This is a genomic window from Actinoplanes auranticolor (genome assembly GCF_018332655.1).
GTDB lineage: Bacteria > Actinomycetota > Actinomycetes > Mycobacteriales > Micromonosporaceae > Actinoplanes > Actinoplanes auranticolor.
The window spans coordinates 18,669-40,327 of the sequence record NZ_BOQL01000018.1; the positions used below are offsets into that span (position 1 = coordinate 18,669).

Sequence of the window (21,659 nt, forward strand, 5' to 3'; positions counted from 1 at the left end):
GTCGATCGCGCTCAGCGATGGCTCGCCTGCTGGACCAGATCAGCCGCGGCCTCGACAGCGATCTCGATGGTCCGTGCCGCCAGCGGTGAGTGGCTGCGACCGGCCTGCCAGAGCAGGAACACCTCGCGGGGCGCGAGTGCGGGCCGCAGCTCGTGCACGCTGAGCCGATCGTCGAACCGGACGCCGGAGCCGTGCACGGCCAGCCAGGGCAGCACCGCCGAGCCCATCCCGGCCCGCACCATCGACAGGATCGTGTCGTCACCGGCGCTGCGGAAGACGATCCGCGGGCGGGCGCCACCCCGCGCCAGCGCCAGCTCCAGCCTGGGCTGGTCGCACACCGGCGGGTACGCCACCAGGGGCGCACCGTCGAGCTGCCCGACCCGGACCGGGCCGGCGGGGAAGTCACCCGGGCGGGCGACGAGCACGTACGGATCGTCGAGCAGCTTGACGTGATCGACGTCGCCGTCGAGCCGCCCGTCGTAGAAGAGCAGGTCGAGATCGTCGATCCGGGGCTGCTGCCCCGGCACCTCCTCGGTCATTCTGATGTCGCAGTCCGGGTGCTCCTCGCGCAGCCGGCGCACGACGGTCGGCACCATCACGTTGGACACGCTCTGAAAGGTGCCGATGTCGATCCGGCCGTCCCCGGCCCGGAACCGCTCGACGGCTCCGGTCAGCGCGTCCGCCCCGGCCAGCAGGTCACGCCCGTGCTCGAGCACGACGGCGCCGAGCGGGGTGATCCGGACCGGCCGGGGACCGCCGGGCCGGTCGAACACCGGGCCCCCGACCGCCTTCTCCAGCGCGGCGACATGCTGGCTGATGGTCGACTGGGTGTAACCGAGCCGGGTGGCCGCCCGCCCGAAAGAGCCCTCCTCGGCAATCGCCGCCATGGTGGCGAGATGCCGCAACTCGATGGCGCTCACGGCGACGACTGCTTCGGAGTGTGAGACGGCACCCGCCGAGCATGGCACCTGGAGCGAGCTCACTCCAGCATGCCCACCGTGACCCGGCCGCCGGAACCCGACCGACTTCTGCCGTCAGAGACAAAAGTTCGAGGGATCACACCAGAACGCTTGACGACATGTCCCGACACAAGTAAACAATCCTTATCATTCATCGGGGGATGTCGATGGGGGAACTCGTGAACACAATCGCCGCAGCCCTGGTGGCTCTGCTCGTAGCGCCGGCCTTCTCCGCACCCCCTGCCTACTCGACCGCGGAGGCCGGCAACCCCTTCGTCGACGGCCGGTACGCCGATCCCGACGTCGCCGTCTACAACGACCGCTACTGGGTGTTCCCCACCGCCTCCCGCCCCTACGCCGAGCAGACCTATCTGGACGCCTTCTCCTCCGCCGACCTGGTCACCTGGACCAAGCACCCGAACGTGCTGACCACCGCGAACGTCTCCTGGGCCAGGTACGCGGTCTGGGCCCCCGCGCCGATCCAGCGCAACGGCCGGTACTACCTCTACTTCGCCGCGAACGACATCCAGAACAACAACCAGCTCGGCGGCATCGGCGTCGCGGTGGCGGACCGCCCCGAGGGCCCCTACGTGGACGCCATCGGCCGGCCGCTCATCGACCGGTTCGTCAACGGCGCGCAGCCGATCGACCAGGACGTGTTCATCGACGACGACGGGCAGGCCTACATCTACTACGGCGGTCACGGCCACGCCAACGTCGCCCGGCTCAACAGCGACATGACCAGCCTGGGCACGTTCGCCGACGGCACCGTGTTCAAGGAGATCACCCCGGCCGGGTACGTCGAGGGCCCGCAGATGCTCAAGCGCAACGGCAAGTACTACCTGATGTGGTCCGAGGGCGGCTGGACCGGCCCGGACTACTCCGTCGCGTACGCCATGTCGGACTCACCCACCGGCCCGTTCCAGCGCCTCGACAAGATCCTGGCGCAGGACGCCGCGGTCGCGCGCGGCGCCGGCCACAACTCGGTCCTGAACATCCCGGGCACCGACACCTGGTACACGTTCTACCACCGCCGGCCGCTGGGCGAGACCGACGGCAACGCCCGCTACCTGGCCTACGACCGGATGAACTTCCATGCCGACGGCACCGTCCAGCGGGTCAAGATGCTGGTCAAGGACAACTTCGACGACAACAACGCGATCGGCTGGAAGACGTACGGCGGCTCGTGGACGGCCACCGGCGGGCAGTACCGGGCCCAGCACTCGTACGGCGGCAAGTCGCTGCTGACCGACAACCACACGAACGCGGTCTACGACGCCGACGTCACGGTCACCTCCGGCGGGGGCGACGCCGGCCTGGTCTTCCGGGCCACCTCCCCCGCCGTCGGCACCGACAGCTACCGCGGCTACTACGCGGGTATCAGCCCGGCGGGCCAGGTCGTCCTGGGCAAGGCGGACAACAACTGGACCCGGCTCGGCGCCGCACCCCTGTCCGTCGCCGTGGGCACGCGCTACCACCTGCGGGTCGAAGCGGTGGGCACGACCCTGAAGGTGTTCGTGAACGACATGGCCAGCCCGAGGATCACCGTCACCGACGGTACGTACGCCGCGGGCTCCTCGGGGGTGCGCGTCTACAACGCCGCGGCGGCCTTCGACAACCTCGCGGTCACGAACCGGTGAGGCCGGCGATGCGGTAGCCGACCCCGGCCTGGGTGGTGATGATCGGCGGCTCGCCGAGCTTGCGGCGCAGCCGCCCGATCGTCACCGTGACGGTGTTGGTGAACGGGTCGGCGTTCTCGTCCCAGACCTGCTCCAGCAGCGACTCCGCGCTCAGGAACGCCGGCGCCGCCCGCAGCAGGGCCTCCAGCAGGGCGAACTCCTTGACCGACAGGTCCAGCCGGCGGCCGTCGCGGGTGGCGGTGCGCCGGGCCGGGTCGAGCTCCAGGCCGGCCGCGCGCAGCGTCCTCGGCCGCGCCGACGGGCGGCGGCGGGCCAGGGCGCGGACCCGCAGCACCAGCTCGGGGAAGTGGAACGGCTTGGCCAGGTAGTCGTCGGCGCCGAGGGTCAGGCCGGTGACCCGGTCGCCGGGCGCGTCGGCCGCGGTCAGCATCAGGACCATCGGGCGCTCGTCCCGCTCAGTGATCATCTGGCACAGCATGTCGCCGTGCAGGCCGGGCAGGTCGCGGTCGAGGACCACCACCTCGTACGGGGCGAGCTCCAGTTTCCCGGCCGCGGTCAGACCGTCCAGCGCGACGTCGACGGCCATCCCCTGGTCGCGCAGGCCCTCGGCGATCACCTCGGCCAGCGCTCGCGCGTCCTCGACCACCAGCACCCTCACGCGGCGCCCGCCGGCATCAGCGGCAGCCGGATGGCCACGTGCAGGCCGCCCTCGGGCCGGGCCCGCAGCACCAGCGTGCCTCCGTGCGCCGCCGCGACGGCCGCCACGATGGACAGTCCCAGTCCGGCGCCGGCGCCGGCGGTCCGCTCCACCCCGAGCCGCTGGAACGGCCGGCCGAGCCGGGCGACCTGATCCGGGTCCAGCGGCGGGCCGCCGGTCTCGACGGCCAGCAGCGCGGTGCCGGCCTCGGCCGCGGCGACCACCCGGATCCAGCCGTCCGGCACGTTGTGGGTGATCGCGTTGTCGATCACGTTGCCGGTCATCCGGGCGAGCAGCACGGCATTGCCGTGGGTCCAGGCGTCCGGCCGCACGTCGACCCGCACCGTCAGCCGCTCGGCCGCGATGTCGGCGGCGCGGGCGGACAGCACCTCGGTGACCAGCTCGCCCAGCGAGACCGGCGCCCGGTCGGCGAGCGCGCCGTGCTGGGTGCGGGCCAGCGTGAGGAAGCCGTCGAGCAGCCCGTCGACCCGGTCCAGCTCGGTGCGCAGCCGGTCGGCGAGTGCCACCGTCTGCGGCGGCACCGGCCCGGGTTTCGCGACCGCGACGTCCAGCGAGGCCCGCATCGTGGCCAGCGGGGTACGCAGCTCGTGGGAGGCGTTGGCGACGAACCGGCGCTGCGCCGCGAACGCCTGCTCCAGCCGTTCGAGCAGCTCGTCGATGGTGTCGGCGAGCGCCTTGACCTCGTCGTCGGGGCCCGGCGCGGCGAGCCGCCGGTGCAGGTTGTCGGCGGTGATCGCCCGGGTGGCGGCGGTGATCGTCCGCAGTGGCCGCAGCACCCGCCCGGCGACCGACCGGCCGAGCAGCACCGAGGCCACTGCCATCACGGTCAGCGCGATCACCGAACCGGCGAGCAGCTGCCGCGCCTGGTCCTGGTGCACGGCCTGCAGCTGGGCCTCCAGCTCGGCGATCCGCCCGGCGGCGGAGCCGGTCGGCTGCTGCGGCGCGGGCCCGGCCGGGGTGCTGGTCCGGGAGATGGTGATGAAGCCGGTCAGGCCGAGCAGCGCGACGCCGGACAGCATGAACAGCACCACGTACATGATCGTGAACTGCCGCCGAGCCGTCCGCATACCGTTCCCCCTGCCGCGCCGCCGACCGGCACGGGACCAGCATGCCGGTCCGCACCTAACAGCGGAATGACGGTGCGCGTTCGGCCGCCGTTACGGCGCGCTCCGTAGAACCGGGGCCATGGAACCCACGATCGAGGTCACCGGCCTCCGCAAACGGTACGGGCGCACGGTCGCCCTGGACGGCATGTCCTGCACGGTACGGCCGGGACACGTCACCGGCTTCGTCGGCCCGAACGGCGCCGGCAAGTCCACCACCATGCGGGTGGTTCTCGGCCTCGCCGCCCCGGACGCCGGGACCGCGCTCGTCGGCGGCGTGCCGTACCGGACGTTGCGCCGGCCGCTGACCCACGTGGGGGCGCTGCTCGACGCCGGGGCCCTGCAGCCGAGCCGTTCCGCCCGCAACCACCTGCTCTGGCTGGCCCGGTCGCAGGGCTTCGCCGCCCGGCGGGTCGACGAGGTGCTGGAGCAGACCGGCCTGGGCGGGGCCGGCCGCCGCCGGGCCGGTGGCTTCTCGCTGGGTATGCGCCAGCGGCTCGGGATCGCCGCCGCACTGCTCGGCGATCCACCGGTGCTGATGCTGGACGAGCCGTTCAACGGCCTGGACCCGGAGGGGATCGTGTGGATGCGCGGGTTGCTGGGGACCCTGGCCGCGCAGGGGCGGGCCGTGCTGGTCTCCAGCCACCTGATGAGCGAGTTGCAGCACATAGCCGCGCACGTGGTCATCATCGGCCGGGGCCGGGTGCTGGCCGACACCACCGTGTCCGAGCTGCTGGCGGCGGCACCGTCGCTCGAGGAGGCCTACTTCGCGCTGACCCGCGACGCGGTCGACTTCCGCGGGGAGGCGGCCCGATGAGCGACTTCGGACGGCTCGTACGGGCCGAATGGACCAAGTTCCGGACGGTCCGCGGCTGGGTGCTCGGCACGGTGGCCGCGGCCCTGGTGACCGTGCTGCTGGGGTTGTTCGTCGCGTCGAACAGCATCTCGTCCTGCTCGAACGGGACGGTGGACATCGAGTGCCCGGCCCTGCCGCTGGGGCCGGACGGCCAGCCGGTCCGCGACAAGTTCTTCTTCGTGCACCGCACGCTGGCCGGCGACGGCGCCATCACCGTACGGGTGACCTCGATGCAAGGCGTGATCACCTACCCGCCGCCGGACCACGACAAGATCGTCCCGGGTCTGGTGGAGTGGTCCAAGGCCGGCGTCATCGCCAAGGTCGGCACCGCCGAGGGTTCCCGCTACGTGGCCCTGATGGTCACCGCGGAACACGGCGTCCGGATGCAGCACGACTTCGTCCACGACACCGCGGGCCGGCCCGGCGCTGTCTCCGCGGGCACCCCGCGCTGGCTGCGACTGACCCGTGCCGGGGACAGGGTCACCGGCGAGGAGTCGGCCGACGGCGCCGCCTGGACGGAGGTCGGCACCGCGACGTTGGCCGGCCCCGTCGAGCTCGGGCTCTTCGTCACCTCACCGAGCGACCTCACCGTCAACAACGGTGCCGGCGGCGGCAGTGTCCAGGCCCGGCTGGCCACGGCGACCGCCACCTTCGACAACGTCACCGCCACCGGCACCCCGCCCGGCGACGACTGGCGGCGCGACGACGTCGGCGCCGAGCTGAACCCGGACGGCACCCTGCACCACCCGGGCGGCGTCGAACAGGCGGGCGGGGTCCTGACGGTGTCGGGCAACGGTGACATCGCACCGCTGGCCGGCGAGTCCGGGCCCGGGGTCCAGCTGGTGCTGATCGGACTGGTCGTCGGCCTGATCGTGGTGATCGTGGTGGCCGCCGTCAACGGCTCCGGCGAACTCCGGCGCGGCCTGATCGGGGTGACGCTGCTGGCCAGTCCGCGGCGAGGCCGCGTGGTGGCGGCCAAGGCCGTCGTGCTCGGCGCCGTCGCGTTCGTCACCGGTACGGCGGCCGCCGCGCTGGTCATCCCGCTCGCCTGGGCGGTACTGACGGACAACGGCTTCCGGCAGCCGGGGTTGCCGCTGCCCACCCTGGTTCGGGTGGCCGTCGGAACCGGTCTGCTCGTCGCCGGCACGGCACTGCTGGCACTGGGGCTGGGGCTGCTGCTCCGGCGGGGACTGGCCGCGGTCGGCCTCGCCGTGGCGGTGGTCGTGCTCCCGTACCTGATGGCGGTGATCGGCGGCCTGCCGCCCGCGGCCGCGGAGTGGCTGCTGCGGCTGACCCCGGCCGCGGCCTTCGCGATCCAGCAGGTCGTGCCCGAGTACGCGCACGTGCTGGCCGGTTACACGCCCGCGTCCGGCTACTACCCGCTACCGGCGTGGGCCGGCCTGGCCGTCCTGGCCGGGTACGCCGCCCTGGCCCTGGGCCTGGCGACCGCGCGGCTGCGCCGGAGCGACGTGTGAGCCGGGTGCTGTACGCGGAGTGGACGAAGCTGCGGACCGAACCGGCGGCCCTGTGGCTGGTGCCGTGCTTCGTGGTGGTGACCGTGCTGATGAGCCTGTTCGCGGTCGCGTCGGCGAGCTGCGGCCAGGGCGGATGTGGCATCGATCCGGCGGTGCTGAGCCTGGCCGGGGTGCAGCTCGGCCAGGCTCTGGTCGTGCTGCCGGCCGTGCTGACGATCGGCGGCGAGCACAGCACGGGCCTGCTCCGCACGACTTTGACCGCCACGCCCCGCCGGATCGTCGTCCTGGCCGCGAAGGCGGTCCTGACCGGCGGGCTGGCCCTGGTCGCCGGGACGGCGGCCGTGCTGGGCTGCGTGGCCGTCGGCCGGGCGGTGCTGCCCGGCAACGGCATCGCAGCGCTGTCCCTGACCGACGGCCCGATGCTGCGGGCCACCGCCGGGTCGGTGCTCTACCTGGTGCTGATCGGGCTCCTGGCGCTCGGCGTCGCCGCCGTGATCCGGGACGCGGCGGCGTCGGCGGGAGCGGTGCTGGCCCTGCTCTACGCCGTACCGCTGATCGCGGCGGTGATCAACGATCCGGAGCTGCAACGCACGCTGCGCCGCTTCGCGCCGATGACCGCAGGTCTCGCCGTCCAGGCCACCACCGACCTGCAACGCCAGCCGATCGGACCCTGGGCGGGCCTCGCCGTCCTGGCCGCCTGGTCCGCCGCAGCCCTGCTCTGCGGCGGACTGGCGTTCCGGCTCCGCGACCCCTGACCGGGCCGGCCGCTCAGGTGCGTTGCCGGGCCATCCACTGCCAGATGCGGGTGCCGTCGATGCGCGGGTCGTTGCGGGCCACGTAGATCCACGACCAGTGGCCGGGGAACTGGTGGCCGTCCCAGACGACGCGGTCGTACAGCGACAGCAGGGAGCCGTCGATGAGCTCGTGGGCGTGGACGGTGTTGGGCTCCGGCGGCACCGTGTCGTCGTCGCGGGAGGTGACCAGCCAGGTCGGTGTCCGGATGGCCCGCAGCTCGGCGTCGGTGATCATGGTGGGGCCGCCGGGCTGCAGGGACTCGACGACGCCGCAGATGGGCACGGACGCCGCGAACAGGTCCGGGTAGACCGTGGTCATCTTCAGGCTCATGTAGCCGCCGTTGCTGGCGCCGACCACGTGGATCCGCTCGCGGTCGATCGGGTGCCGGCGCGCGACCTCGCGGACGATCTGGCGGATCAGGGGTGCGAAGCGGTCGCCGTCCTCGAGCCAGAAGGAGGTGCTCTGCGGGGCCACGACGTAGGCGCCGGAGAAGATCCGCTGAGCTTCCGGGGTGGCGAAGCCCAGCGCACCGCGGTTAGCGCGCAGCGTGGTCTCGTTGTCGTAGTAGTTGTCGGGCAGGGAGGCGCCCTCGCCCCCGCCGTGCAGCCAGACGACGAGCGGGCGCCGGCCGCGACCGGCGTAGCGGCGGGACGGTTGGTACAGCCGGTACTTCATCCCCGAGGCGGAGACGCGGTGACCGAACGCGTCCACCTCGGGGTTGGACAGCCGGCCCTGGACGAACTCGGTGAGGGTGACCGGGCGGCGTCCCCGTACGGTGAAGGGGGCGTGCTGGGTGATCGTGTAGGTGAGGTCGAGCCGCACGTTGCGGCCCCGGCTCAGGATGTAGCCGAGGGTGCCGCCGCCGGTCTGACCTTCGGCGTAGGCCAGGTCGAGCACGATGTTGCCGTGGTGGTCGAGCCGGACGGCGGTCACCGCCCGGTCCAGGTCGTACTCGCTGAAGATCTGGTCGCCCGGCGCGATCGGGATCGGGCTGGTCGCCGTGGCGTGCACGGTGAAGGTGCCGGTGGTCAAACTGGCCGGATCGATGCGGCCGAGCCCGGCAGTGGCGATGGTGAGCGACGTGACCTGCTCGCCGCCGTCCAGGGTCTGGGCGTTGAGGGTGAATCGCGCTCTGGTGGCCGGGTGGCCGCCGGCCTGCGCGGCCGCACCCGGCACCGCCAGCCCCACGGCGGCGCCGGCCCCGGCGGCCAGGACGGATCGACGGCTGATCGACGTGGCCATACGGCCTCCCTGTTTCGATCGCGTGACGTTCGTTGCAGTGACATCGGTCTATCACGGTCGCCGCACCGAGCGGAAGACTGCCGGAGAGCTCCTCATCGCTCGGTGGGAACGGCCAGCCGGCGCAGCGCCACCTTGGCGAACTTGCCTGTCGCGGTCTTCGGGATCTCCGCCACGAAGCGGAACTCGTCGGGCACCCACCACGAGGCCACCCGGCCGGCGAGGTGCGCCCGCAGGTCCTCGGCGGTGAGCGCCCGTCCCGGTGCGAGGACCACGCAGGCGAGCGGGCGCTCACCCCAGCGCTGATCGGGTACGGCGACGACGGCGGCCTCGAGCACGTCCGGGTGCGCCATGATCTCGTTCTCCAGGGTGACCGACGAGATCCACTCCCCGCCCGACTTGACGAGGTCCTTGGTGCGGTCGACGATCCGCAGGTAGCCGTCGGCGTCCATCGTGGCGATGTCGCCGGTACGCAACCAGCCGTCCGCGGTGAGGTTCGCCTCGCCGGCACCGGCGCCGAAATAGCCGGCCGCGATGGTCGGCCCGCTGACCTGCACCTCTCCGGGAGTGCTGCCGTCGTGGGCCACGATCGCGCCCTCCTCGCCGACGAGCCGCACCTCCGTCAGCGGGACCGGCCGGCCGGGCGAGCACAGCACCTCGCGCCGCGCGGTGGCGTCGAGCCCGTCGTGGACCGTCGCGAGCCGCGCGCAGGTGACCAGCGGGCTGGTCTCGGTCATCCCCCACGAACTGCTCAGGGTGACCCCGGCGGTCTCCTCGTACTCCCGGGCCAGCGAGACCGGCAGGGCGCTGCCGCCGCTGACGGTCATCCGCAGCGCGGAAAGGTCGAGGCCCGGCAGCAGCGGCTCGAGCGCGCGCCAGATCGCGGGCACGGCGGCGGTGAACGTGACGCGGTGCCGGGTCAGCTGCGACGCGAGCGCGTCCGGGCTCATCCGCGGGCCCGGCAGCACCAGCTCGGCACCGGCCATCGCGGCGGCGTACGGCAGTCCCCAGGCGTTGACGTGGAACATCGGCACGATCGGCAGGACCACGTCCCGCTCGCTGATCGCGAAGCTGTCGGCCGCGAGCAGGGCCAGCGTGTGCAGCACGATGGACCGGTGGCTGTAGAGCACGCCCTTGGGCCGTCCGGTCGTGCCGGAGGTGTAGCACAGGCCGGCGGCGTCGTCCTCGGCGACGACGGCCGGGGCCACCGGCTGCGGCACCCGGGCGAGCAGCTCCTCGTAGTCGAGCACCCGGGCGTCGTCCGGGATCGGCTCGTCGCCGCCGTCGTCCATGACCACGACGTGGCGCACGGTGGGCGCCGGCCCGATCACCGGCCACACCGTGGGCAGCAGGGACCGGTCGACGAAGAGCACGTCGTCGGCCGCGTCGGCGATGATGCCGGTCAGCTCGGCGGCGAAGAGGCGATGGTTGAGCGTGTGCAGCACCCGCCCCGCGCTCGGCACCGCGAAGTAGAGCTCCAGGTGACGCTGGGAGTTCCACCCGAAGGTCCCGATCCGGGCGCCGGGCGGCACCTCGAGCAGGTCGAGCATGCCGGCCAGCCGCCGGGCCCGGGCGACGACCTCCCCCCAGGTGGCGGTGACCTCGCCGGCCGCGGTGGCGGTGACCACCCGTTTGCGGGCGAACAGTCCCTCGGCGCGGCGCATCAGCATGCCGACGTCGAGGGCCCGGTCCTGCATCAGGCCGCGCATGGCTCAGGCAGCCGGGACGTCGACGCGGATGGCGAGCAGGCGGGCCTCGGTCGCGGCCTTGCGGGCCTCGTCGTGGAAGTCCGGGGCGGCGCACGCGTACAGGGTGCGTCCGTCGGCGCCGCCCAGGCCGCAGGCGTAGACCGGGGTGCCGGGGCGGATCTCGTCGGTGATCGTGCCGCCCTCGGTCACCCGGATCAGGCGGCTGCCGGTCGCGTCGGCGATCCACAGCGCCCCCTCGGCGTCGAGGCAGGCGCCGTCCCCGGCGACGGTCAGCGCCGGCAACGTCTTCTCCAGCGAGCGGTCGGTGGGCAGCGGCCCGAACTCGGCCCAGACCCGGCGGTTGATGAGCCGGCCGTCATCGGTGAGGTCGAAGGCGCTGACCCGGTCGCCGAAGGTCTCCACGACCAGCAGGACACCGTCGGCCGTGATCGCGCTGCCGTTGGGGAACCAGAGGTCGTCGGCGACCTCGGTGACGGCGCCGTCGGGGTCGACGCGGTGCAGCGACGTCGGCTCGATCGGGGCGCCGGCCATCAGATCGAACCCGAAATTGCCCACGTACGCGCGGCCCTGCGCGTCGACGCACATGTCGTTGGCGAGCCCCTTGGCGTACGGGGACAGATCGGCGTGCGTGACCAGCGTGCCGTCCGGCTCGCGGCGCAGCACCCGGCGCTCGGTCATGGCCACGACCAGCAGCCGGCCGTCGGGCAGCCAGCCCAGCCCGGACGGCTGCCCCGGCACCTCGGCCTCCACCCGCAGGTCGGAGCCGTCCGCACGGGCCGAGGAGACGCGGTAGCCGTAGAAGTCGGAGAACCAGATCCGGCCCTCGTGCCAGCGGGGCGCCTCCAGGAAGTGGGCGTCCGAGACGACAGTGGTGGGTGAGTCACTCATGGTGTCCTCCTTCGAGCGTGGGTCACAGGGACAGGCCGCCGTCGACCGCGAGGACGGCGCCGGTGATGTAGGACGCCTCGTCGGAGGCCAGGAACGCCACGGCGGCGGCCATCTCGGAGGTGTCGGCGAAGCGGCCCATCGGGATCGCCGCGGTCAGTTCGGCGAGCTTGCCGGGCGGGACCGAGTCGATCATCCGGGTCCGCGCGTTCGGTGAGATCGCGTTGACGGTCGTACCGAAACGCGCCAGCTCCTTCGCGGTCGTCTTGGTGAATCCGATGATCCCGGCCTTGGCCATCGCGTAGTTGGACTGGCCCGGATTGCCGCGCAGTCCCGTGTACGAGGTCACGTTGATGATCCGCCCCCGGTGCTGCCGGCGGAAGTGCGGCACGGCCGCCCGGGTGAACCGGAAGGTGCCGCCCGCGTGCACCGCCATCACGGCCTCGTAGTCGCTGTCGCTGAGCTTCCACACCACGCCGTCGCGCAGGATCCCGGCGTTGTTGACGAGCACGTCGATCCGGCCGGTCTCGGCCACCACCCGGGCGACGACGGCGTCGACCTGCGCGCTGTCGCTGACGTCGGCGGCCAGCGCGACCGCCCCGATCTCGCCCGCGGTCGCCGTGACGACCTCGGGCTCGACGTCCACGAGATAGACCGCGGCGCCCGCGGCCCGGAAGTGCTCGCCGATCGCGCGGCCCACGCCGCGGGCGCCACCGGTGACGAGCACCGTACGACCGGAGAAGTCGAAGCTGAGGTTCCCCATCACGCCTCCACCGGCCGGGTCCGGGCCCGGACGCGTTCCAGTGCCCGCCGCAGGCCCGGTGAGTCGATGGCGACGACCACGGCGAGCAGCGCCGCGTAGAACAGCTGGGTCGAGTAGTCCGGCAGGTAGGCGACGGCCACGATCTGCGCGAGCAGCGCCACCGACAGCGCACCGGCCAGCAGCCCGGTCGCGGTGCCGCGCCCGCCGGCCAGCGACGCCCCGCCGAGCAGCGCGGCCACGGCGGCGATGAGCAGCGGCCGGAGCCCGGGATCGGGATTGGCCGAGGCGAAGCTGAAGCTCAGCAGCGCGCCGCCGAGGGCCGCGAGCGTGCCCGAGGTGGTGAACAGCAGCACCAGCTTGCGCTCCACCCGGACCCCGGCGACCCGGCTGGCCCGGCGGTCGCCGCCGATCGCGCGCAGTTCCGCACCCAGCCGGGTGCCGCCGAGCACGACCGCCACCAGCACGAAGGCGGCCAGCGTGAGCAGACTTCGCGGGGAGAAGACGCCGGCCACCGTCTGGTCGACCCACAGGGTCGCGTCGCGGTTGGTGAAGGTGACGCTGAGACCGCCGGAGATCGCGTACGCGAGCCCGAGCAGCGCGATGTACGCCGCGAGCGTCACCGGCACCGACGGCACCCGCAGCCACGCGATCAGCGCGCCCTGCACGGCTCCGACGGCAGCGCCGACGGCCACCGCGACCAGCAGTCCGAGCACCGCCGAGGACTGGCCGGCCTGCACCGCGATCATCCCGCCCACGGCGTAGGTCCCCACCACCGACAGGTCGAACTCCCCGGCGATCATCGTGAGGCCGACGGCCAGCGCGAGCAGCCCGATCTGGGCGAAGCCCTGCAGGGCGTTGTAGACGTCGAAGGTGGTCAGCGGTGACCCGGTGCCGAGCGGCGTGAGCACGAAGGCGACCACCACCAGCAGCAGCGCCGCGGCGGGAACCAGTCGCTCCTGCCTGATCGCCGCCCTCATCGCCGGCCCCGCAGATGGACGAGGACCACGACAGCGAGCACGAGAAGTCCCTTCACCAGGATCTGCACCCCGGTCTCATAGCCGCGCAGGAGCAGGACGTCGGAGATGACCGAGATCAGCAGGGCGCCGCCGAGGGTGCGCAGCGCGGAACCCTTCCCGCCGGCGATGGCGGTGCCGCCGACCAGGACCGCGGCGATGGCGTCGAGGGTGAGCGTGCCGGCGAGGTTGGTGGTCGCGCTGGTGTTGAACGACGCCAGGAAGACCCCGGTGACGGCCAGGCACAGGCCGAAGAACGCCCAGGCCACGACCGTCACCCGGCCCACCGGCAGGCCGGCCGCGCGGGCCGCGGCGCGGTTCTCCCCGACCAGGTACAGCTGCCGTCCGGCGGTGGTGCGCCGCAGGATCCACTCGGCCAGCACGGCCAGCACCAGCAGGACGTAGACCGCGAGCGGCAGTCCCAGCGGCGTCGCGTTGAGGATCTCGTAGCCGCCGGCCGCGGCGCTCACCGGTGTCCCGCCGCTGAACCAGATCGCGCCGCCGCCGATGGCGAACCCCGCGGCGATGGTCAGCACGATCGGGTTGGCCTCCCAGTAGCCGACCGCGAGGCCCTGCACGGCGGTGACGACCACCCCGGTGAGCAGGGCGAGCAGCGTGGCCACGGTCAGCCCGCGGTCCAGGGTCGCGAGGAAGACCATGGCGACGACCGTCGCCGTCTGCGAGGCCGCCATGGAGACCGCCGATCCGGCGATCATCACCAGCGTCGCCCCGATCGCGGTGATGCCGACCAGCGCGGCCGAGGCCAGGATGGCGCGGGCGTTGCCGAGGGTGAGGAAGCGTTCCGTGGTGACGGCGACCGGCAGCAGCACCACCACGAGGACGGCCAGAGCCACGGCCAGCCGGCCCGGCCGGGCCCGTCGCGCGCGCACCGCGGCGGCCGGTGGCGCCGTCAGCAGGCTCATCATGCCGCGTCCTTCCCTTCGGTCATGTCCCGCATGAGAACCGCGCCGTCCGCCCCGCCCGGGTAGGTGTCGACCACCCGGCCGTCGCGCATGGTGAGGATGACGTCGCCGAGTTCCAGCAGCTCCTCGAGCTCGGTGGAGGCGAAGACGACCACCAGGCCCGCCTCGGCGGCGTCGCGCAGCAGCCGGTGGATGGCGGCCCGGCCGCCGATGTCGACGCCGCGGGTCGGCTCGTCCAGCAGCAGCACGTGGACGTCCGGCCGGCCCAGCGACCGGCCGACGAACACCTTCTGCTGGTTGCCGCCGCTGAGCGTGAGCACCGGGTCGGCGAGCCGGTCCGGCGGCAGGCCGGCCAGCTCGGCCAGGGACCGGGCGGTACGCCGTTCCCGGCCGGCGGCGACGAGCGGGCCCCGGCCCAGCCGGTCCAGCCGGGTGGCCACGAGGTTGCCCGCCACCGGCTTGTCCAGGAACAGGCCCTCACCCTTGCGGTCGTTGGACACGAAGGCGATCCCCGCGCGGGCCGCACCGACCGGACTGCGGAACGCGACAGCGCGGTCGCGCAGCTGCACACTGCCGGTCGCCCGGGCGTGCAGGCCCGCGAGGGCCCGCAGCACGTCCGACGCGCCGCTGCCGAGTTGCCCGGCCAGCGCGTAGATCCGGCCCGCGCGGGCGGTCAGCGTGAAGTCCGCGAGCCGTCCCGGCACCCGCAGGTGCTCGATCCGCAGGGCGTGGGTGAGGTCCGGGTCGGGCCGCCGGGAGGTCTCCAGGCGGTGCGGCGTCTCGCCGAGCATGTGCACGATGAGGCGGTCCACGGTCAGGTCGGCGGCCGGGGCGGTGACCACCCGCCGGCCGTCGCGCAGCACCGTGACGGTGTCACAGAGCTCCAGGACCTCGGGCAGCCGGTGCGAGACGAAGATGACGGCACAGCCGCGAGCGGCCACCCGGCGTACCGCGGCGAAGACCCGCCTGCTCTCCGCCTCGCTGAGCGTGGCGGTCGGCTCGTCCAGGATCACCACCCGCGCGCGCTGGCTGAGGGCCTTGGCGATCTCGACGAGCTGGCGTTCGCCCATGCTCAGCGTGGCGACGAGCTGACCGGGCCGGAGCCGGTCGAGACCCATCTCGTCGAGCAGCTCCCGGCAGCGGCGCACCGCGGCCCGGCGGCGGGTGACCAGCGGGGCGTCGATGTCGCCGAGGGTCATGTTCTCCAGCACGGTCAGCGCGGGGACCACGCTGAGCTCCTGGTCGACCAGGGCGACGCCGAGACGCTGCGCCACCTGACGGCTGCGCAGGTCGGCCGCCTCCCCGTCGAGCACGATGCGGCCGGCGTCGGGCGCGAGCTGCCCCGACAGCATCCTGACGACAGTGCTCTTCCCGGCGCCGTTGTGCCCGCACAGGGCGTGGATCTCGCCCGCCCCGACGGTGAAGGAGACCTCCCGCACCGCCGGGACGCCGGCGAAGCTGCGCGCGAGGGCGTCGACGACGACCAGCGGCCCGCTCACGCCTGGCTGCACTGTTCCTCGAACTGCGCGACGGTCGCCTTCGTGACGCGGTCCTCCTTGACCAGTTCGCTCTTCGGCGGGTTCTCGCCCTTGAAGTAGCGGGTGACGTAGGAGGCGGTCTGCTTGGCGATGGTGACCGGGTCCTCGGTCGCGGTGCCGTACATCTCGCCGGTCTTGATCGCCGCGATGCCCGCCTTGAAGCAGTTGCCGCCGGTGACGACCAGCCCGTCGGTCCCGCCGACCCTGCACCCGGCCTGCTTCGCAGCCTGCACGATCGGCAGGGCCATGTAGTCGGCCATGCCGTAGGCGGCCTGGATGCCGTCGCAGCCGTGCTTGGCGAACAGCTGCTGGGCGACCTTGCCGGAGGCGGTGGGATCCCAGTTGGTGTCCTGGTCCTCGATGACCTGGTACTGCGCGGCGGTGGCCATCACCTTGCCGAAGCCGCTCATCCGGTCCTGGGTGACCAGCATGGCCTTGGTGCCGGACAGCACGATCACCTTGCCCGACTCCCGGCCCTGGGCCTTGAGCCCCTCGACGATGTTCTGGGCCGCGAACTCCCCCAGCTTCACGTTGTCGGAGAGCACCGACATGACGTCGTCCTGGACCGCCGGGTCGGGCCGGCCGTCGACGATGAGCACCGGGACCCCGGCCTGCTTGGCCTTCTGGATCGGGACCACGGTCGCCGTGGTGTCCCACAGCGCGGCGACGATCAGGCTCGGCTTCTGCGAGACCGCCTGGTTGAAGTTCTGCACCTGGGTGCCGGCGTCCATGCTGGTGAGGTCGTTGATCTTCACGCCCGACGAGGCCAGCTCGGCCTTGAAGGTCTTGTTGTACGCGGCCCCCCAGGGGCTGGCGTCGCCGTAGCCGACGAAGGCGATGGTCTTGCCCTGCGTCCCGCCCCCACCGGCGGCGGTACCCGCGCCGGAGGAGCCCCCGCCGCAGGCTGAGGCGGCCAGAGCCGTACTCAGAGCACCGATCAGAAGTCCGGCACGCAGTGATCGAGTCCGCATCATTGGCTCTCCTTCAGAGTCGTACGCGGCCGGTGGCGCCCGCTGACTAAGCGCATAGTTACCTGGTAATCTGCGTGTGTCAACCGTCACATCTCGGTGACGGCCGGGAAACGGAGCACCTGGGCGGTTCGTACCTCCGCCCGGGGTGCGTAGGGTCGCCGCAGCGGCGAGAAAAGAAGGCGGTCACCCGATGGCGAAGCGACGGCAGGCCCGTTTCACCACCCAGGACCTGGAAGGACTCCCGGAGCTGGACGACGAGTCCCCGACCCTGTGGGACGAGTCCCGGGGCGAGGTGCCGCGCAAGCTGCTCACCTCGGCGGTGCGCTGCTTCGCCTCGAACGGCTTCCACGCGACCACCACCCGGGACATCTCCAGCGGGGTCGGCCTGAGCCCGGGCGCGCTGTACGTGCACTTCCCCTCGAAGGAGGACGTCCTCTTCGAGATCATCCGGACCGCGCACCGGCGGGTCCTCAGCTACGTCAGCGAGCCGGCCGTGCTCACCGTCGAGGACCCCGTGCGCCACCTGCGGGCCCTGGTCGCCCGCTACACCGAGTGGCACGCCCGCCACCACGTCGCCGCGCGGGTCAGCCAGTACGAGCTCGCCGGGCTCTCCGCGGCCCACTACGAGGAGATCGTCGAGGTGCGGCACGAGACCAACGTCGTCTTCCGCGCCGCGGTCGAGCGGGGCGTCACGACCGGCGTCTTCGCCGACATCGACGTCAAGCGGGTCTCCCGGGCGATCCTCTCGCTGGGGATCGACCTGATCCGGTGGTACCGCCTCGACGGCTCCGACTCCCCCGGACAGCTGGGCGAGTTCACCGCCCAGCTCGCCCTGAAGATGGTCATGACCCCGGACATCGACCTGGAGGCGGCCGGCGTGGGCGCTCAGTCCACCAGCGCCGAGTAGACCAGCTGACTCAGCTGCTGCCGTACGGGATAGGTGTTCGACGGCATGAACTGGGTGAAGAACATCGCGGTCACCCGGTCCACCGGGTCCACCCAGAACGCCGTGCTGGCTATCCCGCCCCAGGAGAACTCGCCCGCGTTGGTCGAGGAGCGGCCCGGCACCGGGTCCTGGGTGACGGCGAACCCGAACCCGAACCCCACACCCTCCAGCGACGTCTCGGCGAACCCGCCGGTCGACAGGGCGGCGAGGTCCCGCCCGCCGGGCAGGTGGTTGCGGGTCATCAACCGCACGGTCCGGCTGCCGAGGACCCGACGGCCGTCGAGTTCGCCGCCGTTCAGCAGCATCTGAGTGAAGCGGTGGTAGTCGGCGGCGGTACAGATGAGCCCGTGACCGCCGGCGTGCAGGACGGGTGGGCGGAGTGCGTGCCGCGCCAGGTCCCCGGCCGGCACCGGCCGACCGGTGACCGGGTCGGCCACGTACAGAGTGGCGAGTCCCGCGGCGTCGGTCTCCGGCACCCAGCGCCGCACCTCGGTCATGGCCAGCGGGGCGAAGATCCGTTCCTGGAGGACGGTGTCGAAATCCTGTCCGGTCACCACTTCGACGAGCCGGGCCAGCACGTCGGTGGCGACCGAGTAGCCCCAGGCGGTGCCCGGCTGGAACAGCAGCGGCAGGTCCGCGTACCGGTCGACGGTCGTGGCAAGATCCAGGCCGGCGTCGGTCAGGTCGAATCCGGCCTCGCGGTACAGCCGGTCCACCACCGAGGTGTGCAGGAAGCCGTAGGTCAGTCCGGCGGTGTGGCTCAGCAGGTGCCAGATCCGGATGGGCTCCACGGCCGGCACCGTGTACGGCTTGAGCGCGGAACCCTTGTCGTACACCCGCATGTCGGCGAAGGCCGGCAACCACCGGCTGATCTCGTCGGTCAGCTGGAACCGGCCCTCCTCCCACAGAGTCATCGCCGCGACCGACGTGATCGGCTTGGTCATCGAGAAGATGCGCCACAGCGTGCCGGCCTCGACCGGCGTGCCGGCTTCCATGTCGCGGTGGCCGTAGACGCTGTTGTGGGCGATCCGGCCGTGCCGCGTCACGACGATCTGCCAGCCCGGGAGCAGTCCCTCGTCGACGTACCGCCGGAAATGCCGATCGATCCTCAGCAACCGCCCGGGGTCGAAGCCGTCGGTGCTCATCGGGCCGGCGAGGGCGGGAACGGCGGATCCGGCCGGCACACCGTCCCCGGCGCGGGCGGCCTCGCGGTCAGCAGGTAGTGGCTCACGTGCCGGTCCACGCAGGCGTTGCGTTGCAGGTGGAAGGCGACGTGTCCCCATCCCGCGTACGACAGCAGCCGCGAGTTCGGCAGCAACCGGGAGGCCCCGACGGCGCCCGCGTAGGGGGTGGCCGGGTCGAAGTAGTTGCCCACGATGAGCACCGGCGCCGCCGTGCGTGTGGTCCACGGCCCGTGGTAGCTGTCCTGACCGGCGCGGGCCGGCCAGGAGCGGCACTGACTCCACACCCAGTTGTAGATGCGGCCGAAGTAGCCGTACTGCCGCTCGGCGCGATCCGCGGCGTCCTGCCAGACCCGGAAGGATCGGGGGTTGACCGTGTCGGAGCAGGCCACGCCCGGCTTGCCCTCCACCTCGTTCGGATACTTCTCCGGCGCCGATCTGGCGGCTGTCCGTGGCGACGCCGGCGACAGCTGCTTCTCCAGATCGGCCAGGAAGGATCCCAGGCCGGGCCAGCTCGCCGCGTTGAACACCGCTCCCAGCGCGGCGCCGATCAGGTCGTTGTAGCTCAAGCTCCGCGGCTGTCCGGTGGCGGGATCGACGATCGTCACCGGGGCCGCCCGGAGGCGGCCGGCCAGTCGCGCGAAGCGGGCGCTCGACCGCCCCGAGAAGGCGCAGGCGGCGCCGGCCGCGTCACAGACCCGGAAGAACTCGTCCAGGGTCCGGCCCGCGCCGTCGGCCGCCGCCATCCGGGAGGCGGTCGGCGTGGTCCGCGCCGCGCCGCCGGGACCCCGGGTGGCCACGACCGGGTCGATGACACCGTCGATCACCAGGGCCCGGAACTTCCCCGGGAACAGGTTGGCGTAGGTTTGCCCGAGCAGGGAACCGTAGGAATATCCGAGGTAGGTCAGCCTCCTGTCGCTCAGGTGAACCCGAAGTCGTTCGAGGTCCCGGGCGACGTCCGCGCTCGACATGTGGTCAAGGACCGGCCCGCCGCGCCGGGCGCACGCGGCCGACAGTTTGTCGTCGGCCTGGCGCCAGACGTTCTCCTCGGCCGGTGTCTCCGGATAGAGGAACGGCGCGCGGTCCGCGCGCGCCTGCTCGGCCGTGTCGTAGCAGCGCAGTGCGGTGCTACCGGCCAGACCGCGCGAGTCGAAGCCGACGATGTCGAAGCGGGCCCGCAGCTCGGCCGGCAGGTCCCGGAAGCCGGCCTGGACGAAGGCGACCCCGGACAGGCCCGGCCCACCGGGGTTGACGACCAGGGATCCGATGCGCCGCGCCGGATCGGTGGCGCGCATCCGGGTCAGCGCGATGCTGATCTGCTCCCCGCGCGGCTCGTCATGGTCCAGCGGCACGGGGACGGTGGCGCATTCGAAGCCGGCCGCGCACGGCGTCCAGCGGACCGGAGCCGGACCGGCGGAGGCGGGCGTGGGCGAGGCGGCCAGGACCAGAGCGATGAGGGCGCTGCCCAGGGCAGCCTGACGGATCACGGCTGGGCCGGTTCGGGCACGGTCTCATCCGGTACGGCAGGTGCACCGTCACCCGGCACCTTCTCCCGCCGTATCGCCAGGGCCAGCACGGGCACCAGCGCGAGACCGGCACACGCCGCCCCGGCGATCACGTAGTACGGGGCGAACAAGCTGCCGGTGGCGTCCTCGATACGGCCGTACACGAAGGGTCCGACGAAGCCGCCGGTGATGCCGAGCGTGTTGATGAACGCCAGCCCCGCCGCGGCCAGCAGCCCCGACATCCGGGACATGGCGACCGACCAGAACAGCGGCAGGGTGCCGAGGGCGAAGAAGCTGGACAGGAAGATCAGCACGACCCGCCAGACCGCGTTGGTGGACAGCAGGAAGCCGGTCATGATGAGCAGCGTGGCGCCCGCGCAGATGCCGATGAGCAGCACCTCGTGGCCGTAGCGGCGCTTGAGCCAGGGGAAGAGCAGCACGCCCGCCAGGCCCGCGATGCCGCCGCTGCCGGCGACGACTCCGATCAGGAACGAGCTCTCCAGGCCGAGCGCCTGCAGCACGGCCGGGAAGTTGAAGCCCACGCCCGAGCTGATCGCCTGGTTGACGAAGTAGATCGCGGCCAGCACCAGGATCACCGGGCGGCCGAAGGCCAGCCGCAGATTGCCGCGCACCCGGGTCGCCGAGGGCGCGTCGTCGCCGACCGCCCGCTCGGTCAGGACGGCCGCCTCCTGCGGCGTGAGCCACTTCGCGTCGCCGGGCCGGTCCGGCAGGGTGAACCAGACCAGTCCGCCGACCAGGATCGTGACGAGCCCCTCGATCAGGAACATCCACTGCCAGCCGTGCAGGCCGCCGGCGCCGTCCAGCTCCATGAGGGCGCCGCCCATCGGTGAGCCGATGAAGATGGCGATGCAGGGCGCGGTGTAGATCAGGCCCACCATCGTCACGCGGTGCTTCTGGGAGAACCAGAGCGTCACCATGTACATCAGCGCCGGGAACAGACCCGCCTCGGCGGCGCCGAGCAGCAGGCGCAGGACGTAGAACGACGCCTCGTTCTGCACGAACATCATGGCGGCGGACACCGCGCCCCAGCTGATCGCGATCCGGGTGATCCACACCCGCGGACCGACGCGGTACAGCACCAGATTGCTCGGCACTTCGAGCAACGCGTAACTGACGAAGAACAGGCCCGCGCCGAGGCCGTAGGCAGCCGCGCTGATGCCGACGTCGGCCTCCAGCGCCGTCTTCGCGAGGGCGACGTTGGTCCGGTCGACGTAGGACATGAAGTAGGCGATGCCGATGATCGGCAACAGCCGGATCATCGCCTTCCTGGTGGCCGGCTCGTGCAGTGCGGCCCGGGCGTCGGTCATGCGATGCCTCCGCATATGCTCGCTGATCAGGCATACTACTGAGTATTACGTTATGACCATCGATGTATTGTGTCAACGGTCACAGTCGTGATCGGACACGATAGGCTGGCCG

General features: G+C 72.4%; 19 protein-coding genes. 5 read left to right on the plus strand and 14 right to left on the minus strand.

Annotated features, from left to right (window positions below):
- Positions 1-11 precede the first annotated feature (11 nt).
- Positions 12-920, minus strand: coding sequence for a LysR family transcriptional regulator (locus Aau02nite_RS09390; protein ID WP_212987942.1), 909 nt, complete (start codon positions 918-920; stop codon positions 12-14).
- A gap of 218 nt (positions 921-1,138) precedes the next feature.
- On the opposite strand from Aau02nite_RS09390, the gene Aau02nite_RS09395 reads away from it, so the two are divergent.
- The gene (locus tag Aau02nite_RS09395; protein ID WP_246595019.1) at positions 1,139-2,599 is read left to right on the plus strand and encodes a family 43 glycosylhydrolase; all 1,461 of its coding nucleotides are present in this window, start codon (positions 1,139-1,141) and stop codon (positions 2,597-2,599) included.
- Here Aau02nite_RS09395 and Aau02nite_RS09400 read toward each other — a convergent pair.
- Positions 2,586-3,257: a response regulator transcription factor gene (locus Aau02nite_RS09400; protein ID WP_212987944.1), complete on the minus strand. Its 672-nt coding sequence runs from the start codon at positions 3,255-3,257 to the stop codon at positions 2,586-2,588. The two genes, Aau02nite_RS09395 and Aau02nite_RS09400, sit on opposite strands and share 14 nt — an antisense overlap.
- Positions 3,254-4,384: a sensor histidine kinase gene (locus Aau02nite_RS09405; RefSeq protein WP_212987945.1), complete on the minus strand. Its 1,131-nt coding sequence runs from the start codon at positions 4,382-4,384 to the stop codon at positions 3,254-3,256. The genes Aau02nite_RS09400 and Aau02nite_RS09405 overlap by 4 nt, the downstream gene beginning before the upstream one ends.
- Positions 4,385-4,502: 118 nt before the next feature.
- On the opposite strand from Aau02nite_RS09405, the gene Aau02nite_RS09410 reads away from it, so the two are divergent.
- Genes Aau02nite_RS09410 through Aau02nite_RS09420 form a run of 3 tightly spaced genes read left to right on the plus strand, consistent with a single transcriptional unit; the run spans position 4,503 to position 7,506 of the window.
- A complete protein-coding gene (locus Aau02nite_RS09410; protein WP_212987946.1) occupies positions 4,503-5,237 on the plus strand; it encodes an ABC transporter ATP-binding protein in 735 nt (244 codons plus the stop codon).
- On the plus strand, positions 5,234-6,751 hold the full coding sequence (locus Aau02nite_RS09415; protein ID WP_212987947.1) for a DUF1349 domain-containing protein: 1,518 nt from the start codon (positions 5,234-5,236) through the stop codon (positions 6,749-6,751). Before Aau02nite_RS09410 ends, Aau02nite_RS09415 begins: the two co-directional genes overlap by 4 nt.
- Positions 6,748-7,506: an ABC transporter permease gene (locus tag Aau02nite_RS09420; protein ID WP_212987948.1), complete on the plus strand. Its 759-nt coding sequence runs from the start codon at positions 6,748-6,750 to the stop codon at positions 7,504-7,506. Before Aau02nite_RS09415 ends, Aau02nite_RS09420 begins: the two co-directional genes overlap by 4 nt.
- Before the next feature lie 13 nt (positions 7,507-7,519).
- Here Aau02nite_RS09420 and Aau02nite_RS09425 read toward each other — a convergent pair whose 3' ends face one another.
- The 8 genes from Aau02nite_RS09425 to Aau02nite_RS09460 all read right to left on the minus strand — a co-directional run bounded on the left by Aau02nite_RS09425 (position 7,520) and on the right by Aau02nite_RS09460 (position 16,587).
- Complete coding sequence (locus tag Aau02nite_RS09425; RefSeq protein WP_212987949.1) at positions 7,520-8,788, minus strand: carboxylesterase family protein; 1,269 nt, start codon at positions 8,786-8,788, stop codon at positions 7,520-7,522.
- Positions 8,789-8,880: 92 nt separating this feature from the next.
- Positions 8,881-10,494, minus strand: a complete 1,614-nt coding sequence (locus Aau02nite_RS09430; RefSeq protein WP_212987950.1) for a long-chain fatty acid--CoA ligase — start codon at positions 10,492-10,494, stop codon at positions 8,881-8,883.
- 3 nt (positions 10,495-10,497) lie between these two features.
- Entirely contained in the window at positions 10,498-11,382 is an 885-nt protein-coding gene (locus tag Aau02nite_RS09435; protein ID WP_212987951.1) for an SMP-30/gluconolactonase/LRE family protein, read from the minus strand.
- A gap of 22 nt (positions 11,383-11,404) precedes the next feature.
- Complete coding sequence (locus tag Aau02nite_RS09440; protein WP_212987952.1) at positions 11,405-12,142, minus strand: SDR family NAD(P)-dependent oxidoreductase; 738 nt, start codon at positions 12,140-12,142, stop codon at positions 11,405-11,407.
- Positions 12,142-13,119, minus strand: coding sequence for an ABC transporter permease (locus Aau02nite_RS09445; RefSeq protein WP_212987953.1), 978 nt, complete (start codon positions 13,117-13,119; stop codon positions 12,142-12,144). The genes Aau02nite_RS09440 and Aau02nite_RS09445 overlap by 1 nt, the downstream gene beginning before the upstream one ends.
- Positions 13,116-14,081 (minus strand): ABC transporter permease, encoded by a 966-nt coding sequence (locus Aau02nite_RS09450; protein WP_212987954.1) that lies wholly within the window; start codon positions 14,079-14,081, stop codon positions 13,116-13,118. The genes Aau02nite_RS09445 and Aau02nite_RS09450 overlap by 4 nt, the downstream gene beginning before the upstream one ends.
- Entirely contained in the window at positions 14,078-15,577 is a 1,500-nt protein-coding gene (locus tag Aau02nite_RS09455; RefSeq protein ID WP_212987955.1) for a sugar ABC transporter ATP-binding protein, read from the minus strand. The genes Aau02nite_RS09450 and Aau02nite_RS09455 overlap by 4 nt, the downstream gene beginning before the upstream one ends.
- Entirely contained in the window at positions 15,574-16,587 is a 1,014-nt protein-coding gene (locus Aau02nite_RS09460) for a sugar ABC transporter substrate-binding protein (protein WP_212987956.1), read from the minus strand. The genes Aau02nite_RS09455 and Aau02nite_RS09460 overlap by 4 nt, the downstream gene beginning before the upstream one ends.
- Before the next feature lie 190 nt (positions 16,588-16,777).
- On the opposite strand from Aau02nite_RS09460, the gene Aau02nite_RS09465 reads away from it, so the two are divergent.
- Positions 16,778-17,494, plus strand: coding sequence for a TetR/AcrR family transcriptional regulator (locus tag Aau02nite_RS09465; RefSeq protein ID WP_212987957.1), 717 nt, complete (start codon positions 16,778-16,780; stop codon positions 17,492-17,494).
- Here Aau02nite_RS09465 and Aau02nite_RS09470 read toward each other — a convergent pair.
- From Aau02nite_RS09470 to Aau02nite_RS09480, 3 genes are read right to left on the minus strand one after another with little or no spacing between them, the layout of a single operon-like run.
- Positions 17,473-18,678 carry a serine hydrolase domain-containing protein gene (locus Aau02nite_RS09470; RefSeq protein ID WP_212987958.1) on the minus strand — a complete coding sequence of 402 codons (1,206 nt, stop codon included), beginning with the start codon at positions 18,676-18,678 and terminating at the stop codon, positions 17,473-17,475. The genes Aau02nite_RS09465 and Aau02nite_RS09470 overlap by 22 nt on opposite strands.
- Positions 18,675-20,201 carry an alpha/beta hydrolase gene (locus Aau02nite_RS09475; RefSeq protein WP_212987959.1) on the minus strand — a complete coding sequence of 509 codons (1,527 nt, stop codon included), beginning with the start codon at positions 20,199-20,201 and terminating at the stop codon, positions 18,675-18,677. The genes Aau02nite_RS09470 and Aau02nite_RS09475 overlap by 4 nt, the downstream gene beginning before the upstream one ends.
- Complete coding sequence (locus Aau02nite_RS09480) at positions 20,198-21,547, minus strand: MFS transporter (protein WP_246595020.1); 1,350 nt, start codon at positions 21,545-21,547, stop codon at positions 20,198-20,200. Before Aau02nite_RS09480 ends, Aau02nite_RS09475 begins: the two co-directional genes overlap by 4 nt.
- Positions 21,548-21,659 lie beyond the last annotated feature (112 nt).

Bases quoted from the DNA above. Each gene is read 5' to 3' on its own strand.
- Aau02nite_RS09405 (WP_212987945.1), bottom strand. From the start codon at position 4,384: ATGCGGACGGCTCGGCGGCAGTTCACGATCATGTACGTGGTGCTGTTC.
- Aau02nite_RS09410 (WP_212987946.1), top strand. From the start codon at position 4,503: ATGGAACCCACGATCGAGGTCACCGGCCTCCGCAAACGGTACGGGCGC.
- Aau02nite_RS09415 (WP_212987947.1), top strand. From the start codon at position 5,234: ATGAGCGACTTCGGACGGCTCGTACGGGCCGAATGGACCAAGTTCCGG.
- Aau02nite_RS09425 (WP_212987949.1), bottom strand. From the start codon at position 8,788: ATGGCCACGTCGATCAGCCGTCGATCCGTCCTGGCCGCCGGGGCCGGC.
- Aau02nite_RS09430 (WP_212987950.1), bottom strand. From the start codon at position 10,494: ATGCGCGGCCTGATGCAGGACCGGGCCCTCGACGTCGGCATGCTGATG.
- Aau02nite_RS09435 (WP_212987951.1), bottom strand. From the start codon at position 11,382: ATGAGTGACTCACCCACCACTGTCGTCTCGGACGCCCACTTCCTGGAG.
- Aau02nite_RS09440 (WP_212987952.1), bottom strand. From the start codon at position 12,142: ATGGGGAACCTCAGCTTCGACTTCTCCGGTCGTACGGTGCTCGTCACC.
- Aau02nite_RS09445 (WP_212987953.1), bottom strand. From the start codon at position 13,119: ATGAGGGCGGCGATCAGGCAGGAGCGACTGGTTCCCGCCGCGGCGCTG.
- Aau02nite_RS09450 (WP_212987954.1), bottom strand. From the start codon at position 14,081: ATGATGAGCCTGCTGACGGCGCCACCGGCCGCCGCGGTGCGCGCGCGA.
- Aau02nite_RS09460 (WP_212987956.1), bottom strand. From the start codon at position 16,587: ATGCGGACTCGATCACTGCGTGCCGGACTTCTGATCGGTGCTCTGAGT.
- Aau02nite_RS09465 (WP_212987957.1), top strand. From the start codon at position 16,778: ATGGCGAAGCGACGGCAGGCCCGTTTCACCACCCAGGACCTGGAAGGA.
- Aau02nite_RS09470 (WP_212987958.1), bottom strand. From the start codon at position 18,678: ATGAGCACCGACGGCTTCGACCCCGGGCGGTTGCTGAGGATCGATCGG.
- Aau02nite_RS09480 (WP_246595020.1), bottom strand. From the start codon at position 21,547: ATGACCGACGCCCGGGCCGCACTGCACGAGCCGGCCACCAGGAAGGCG.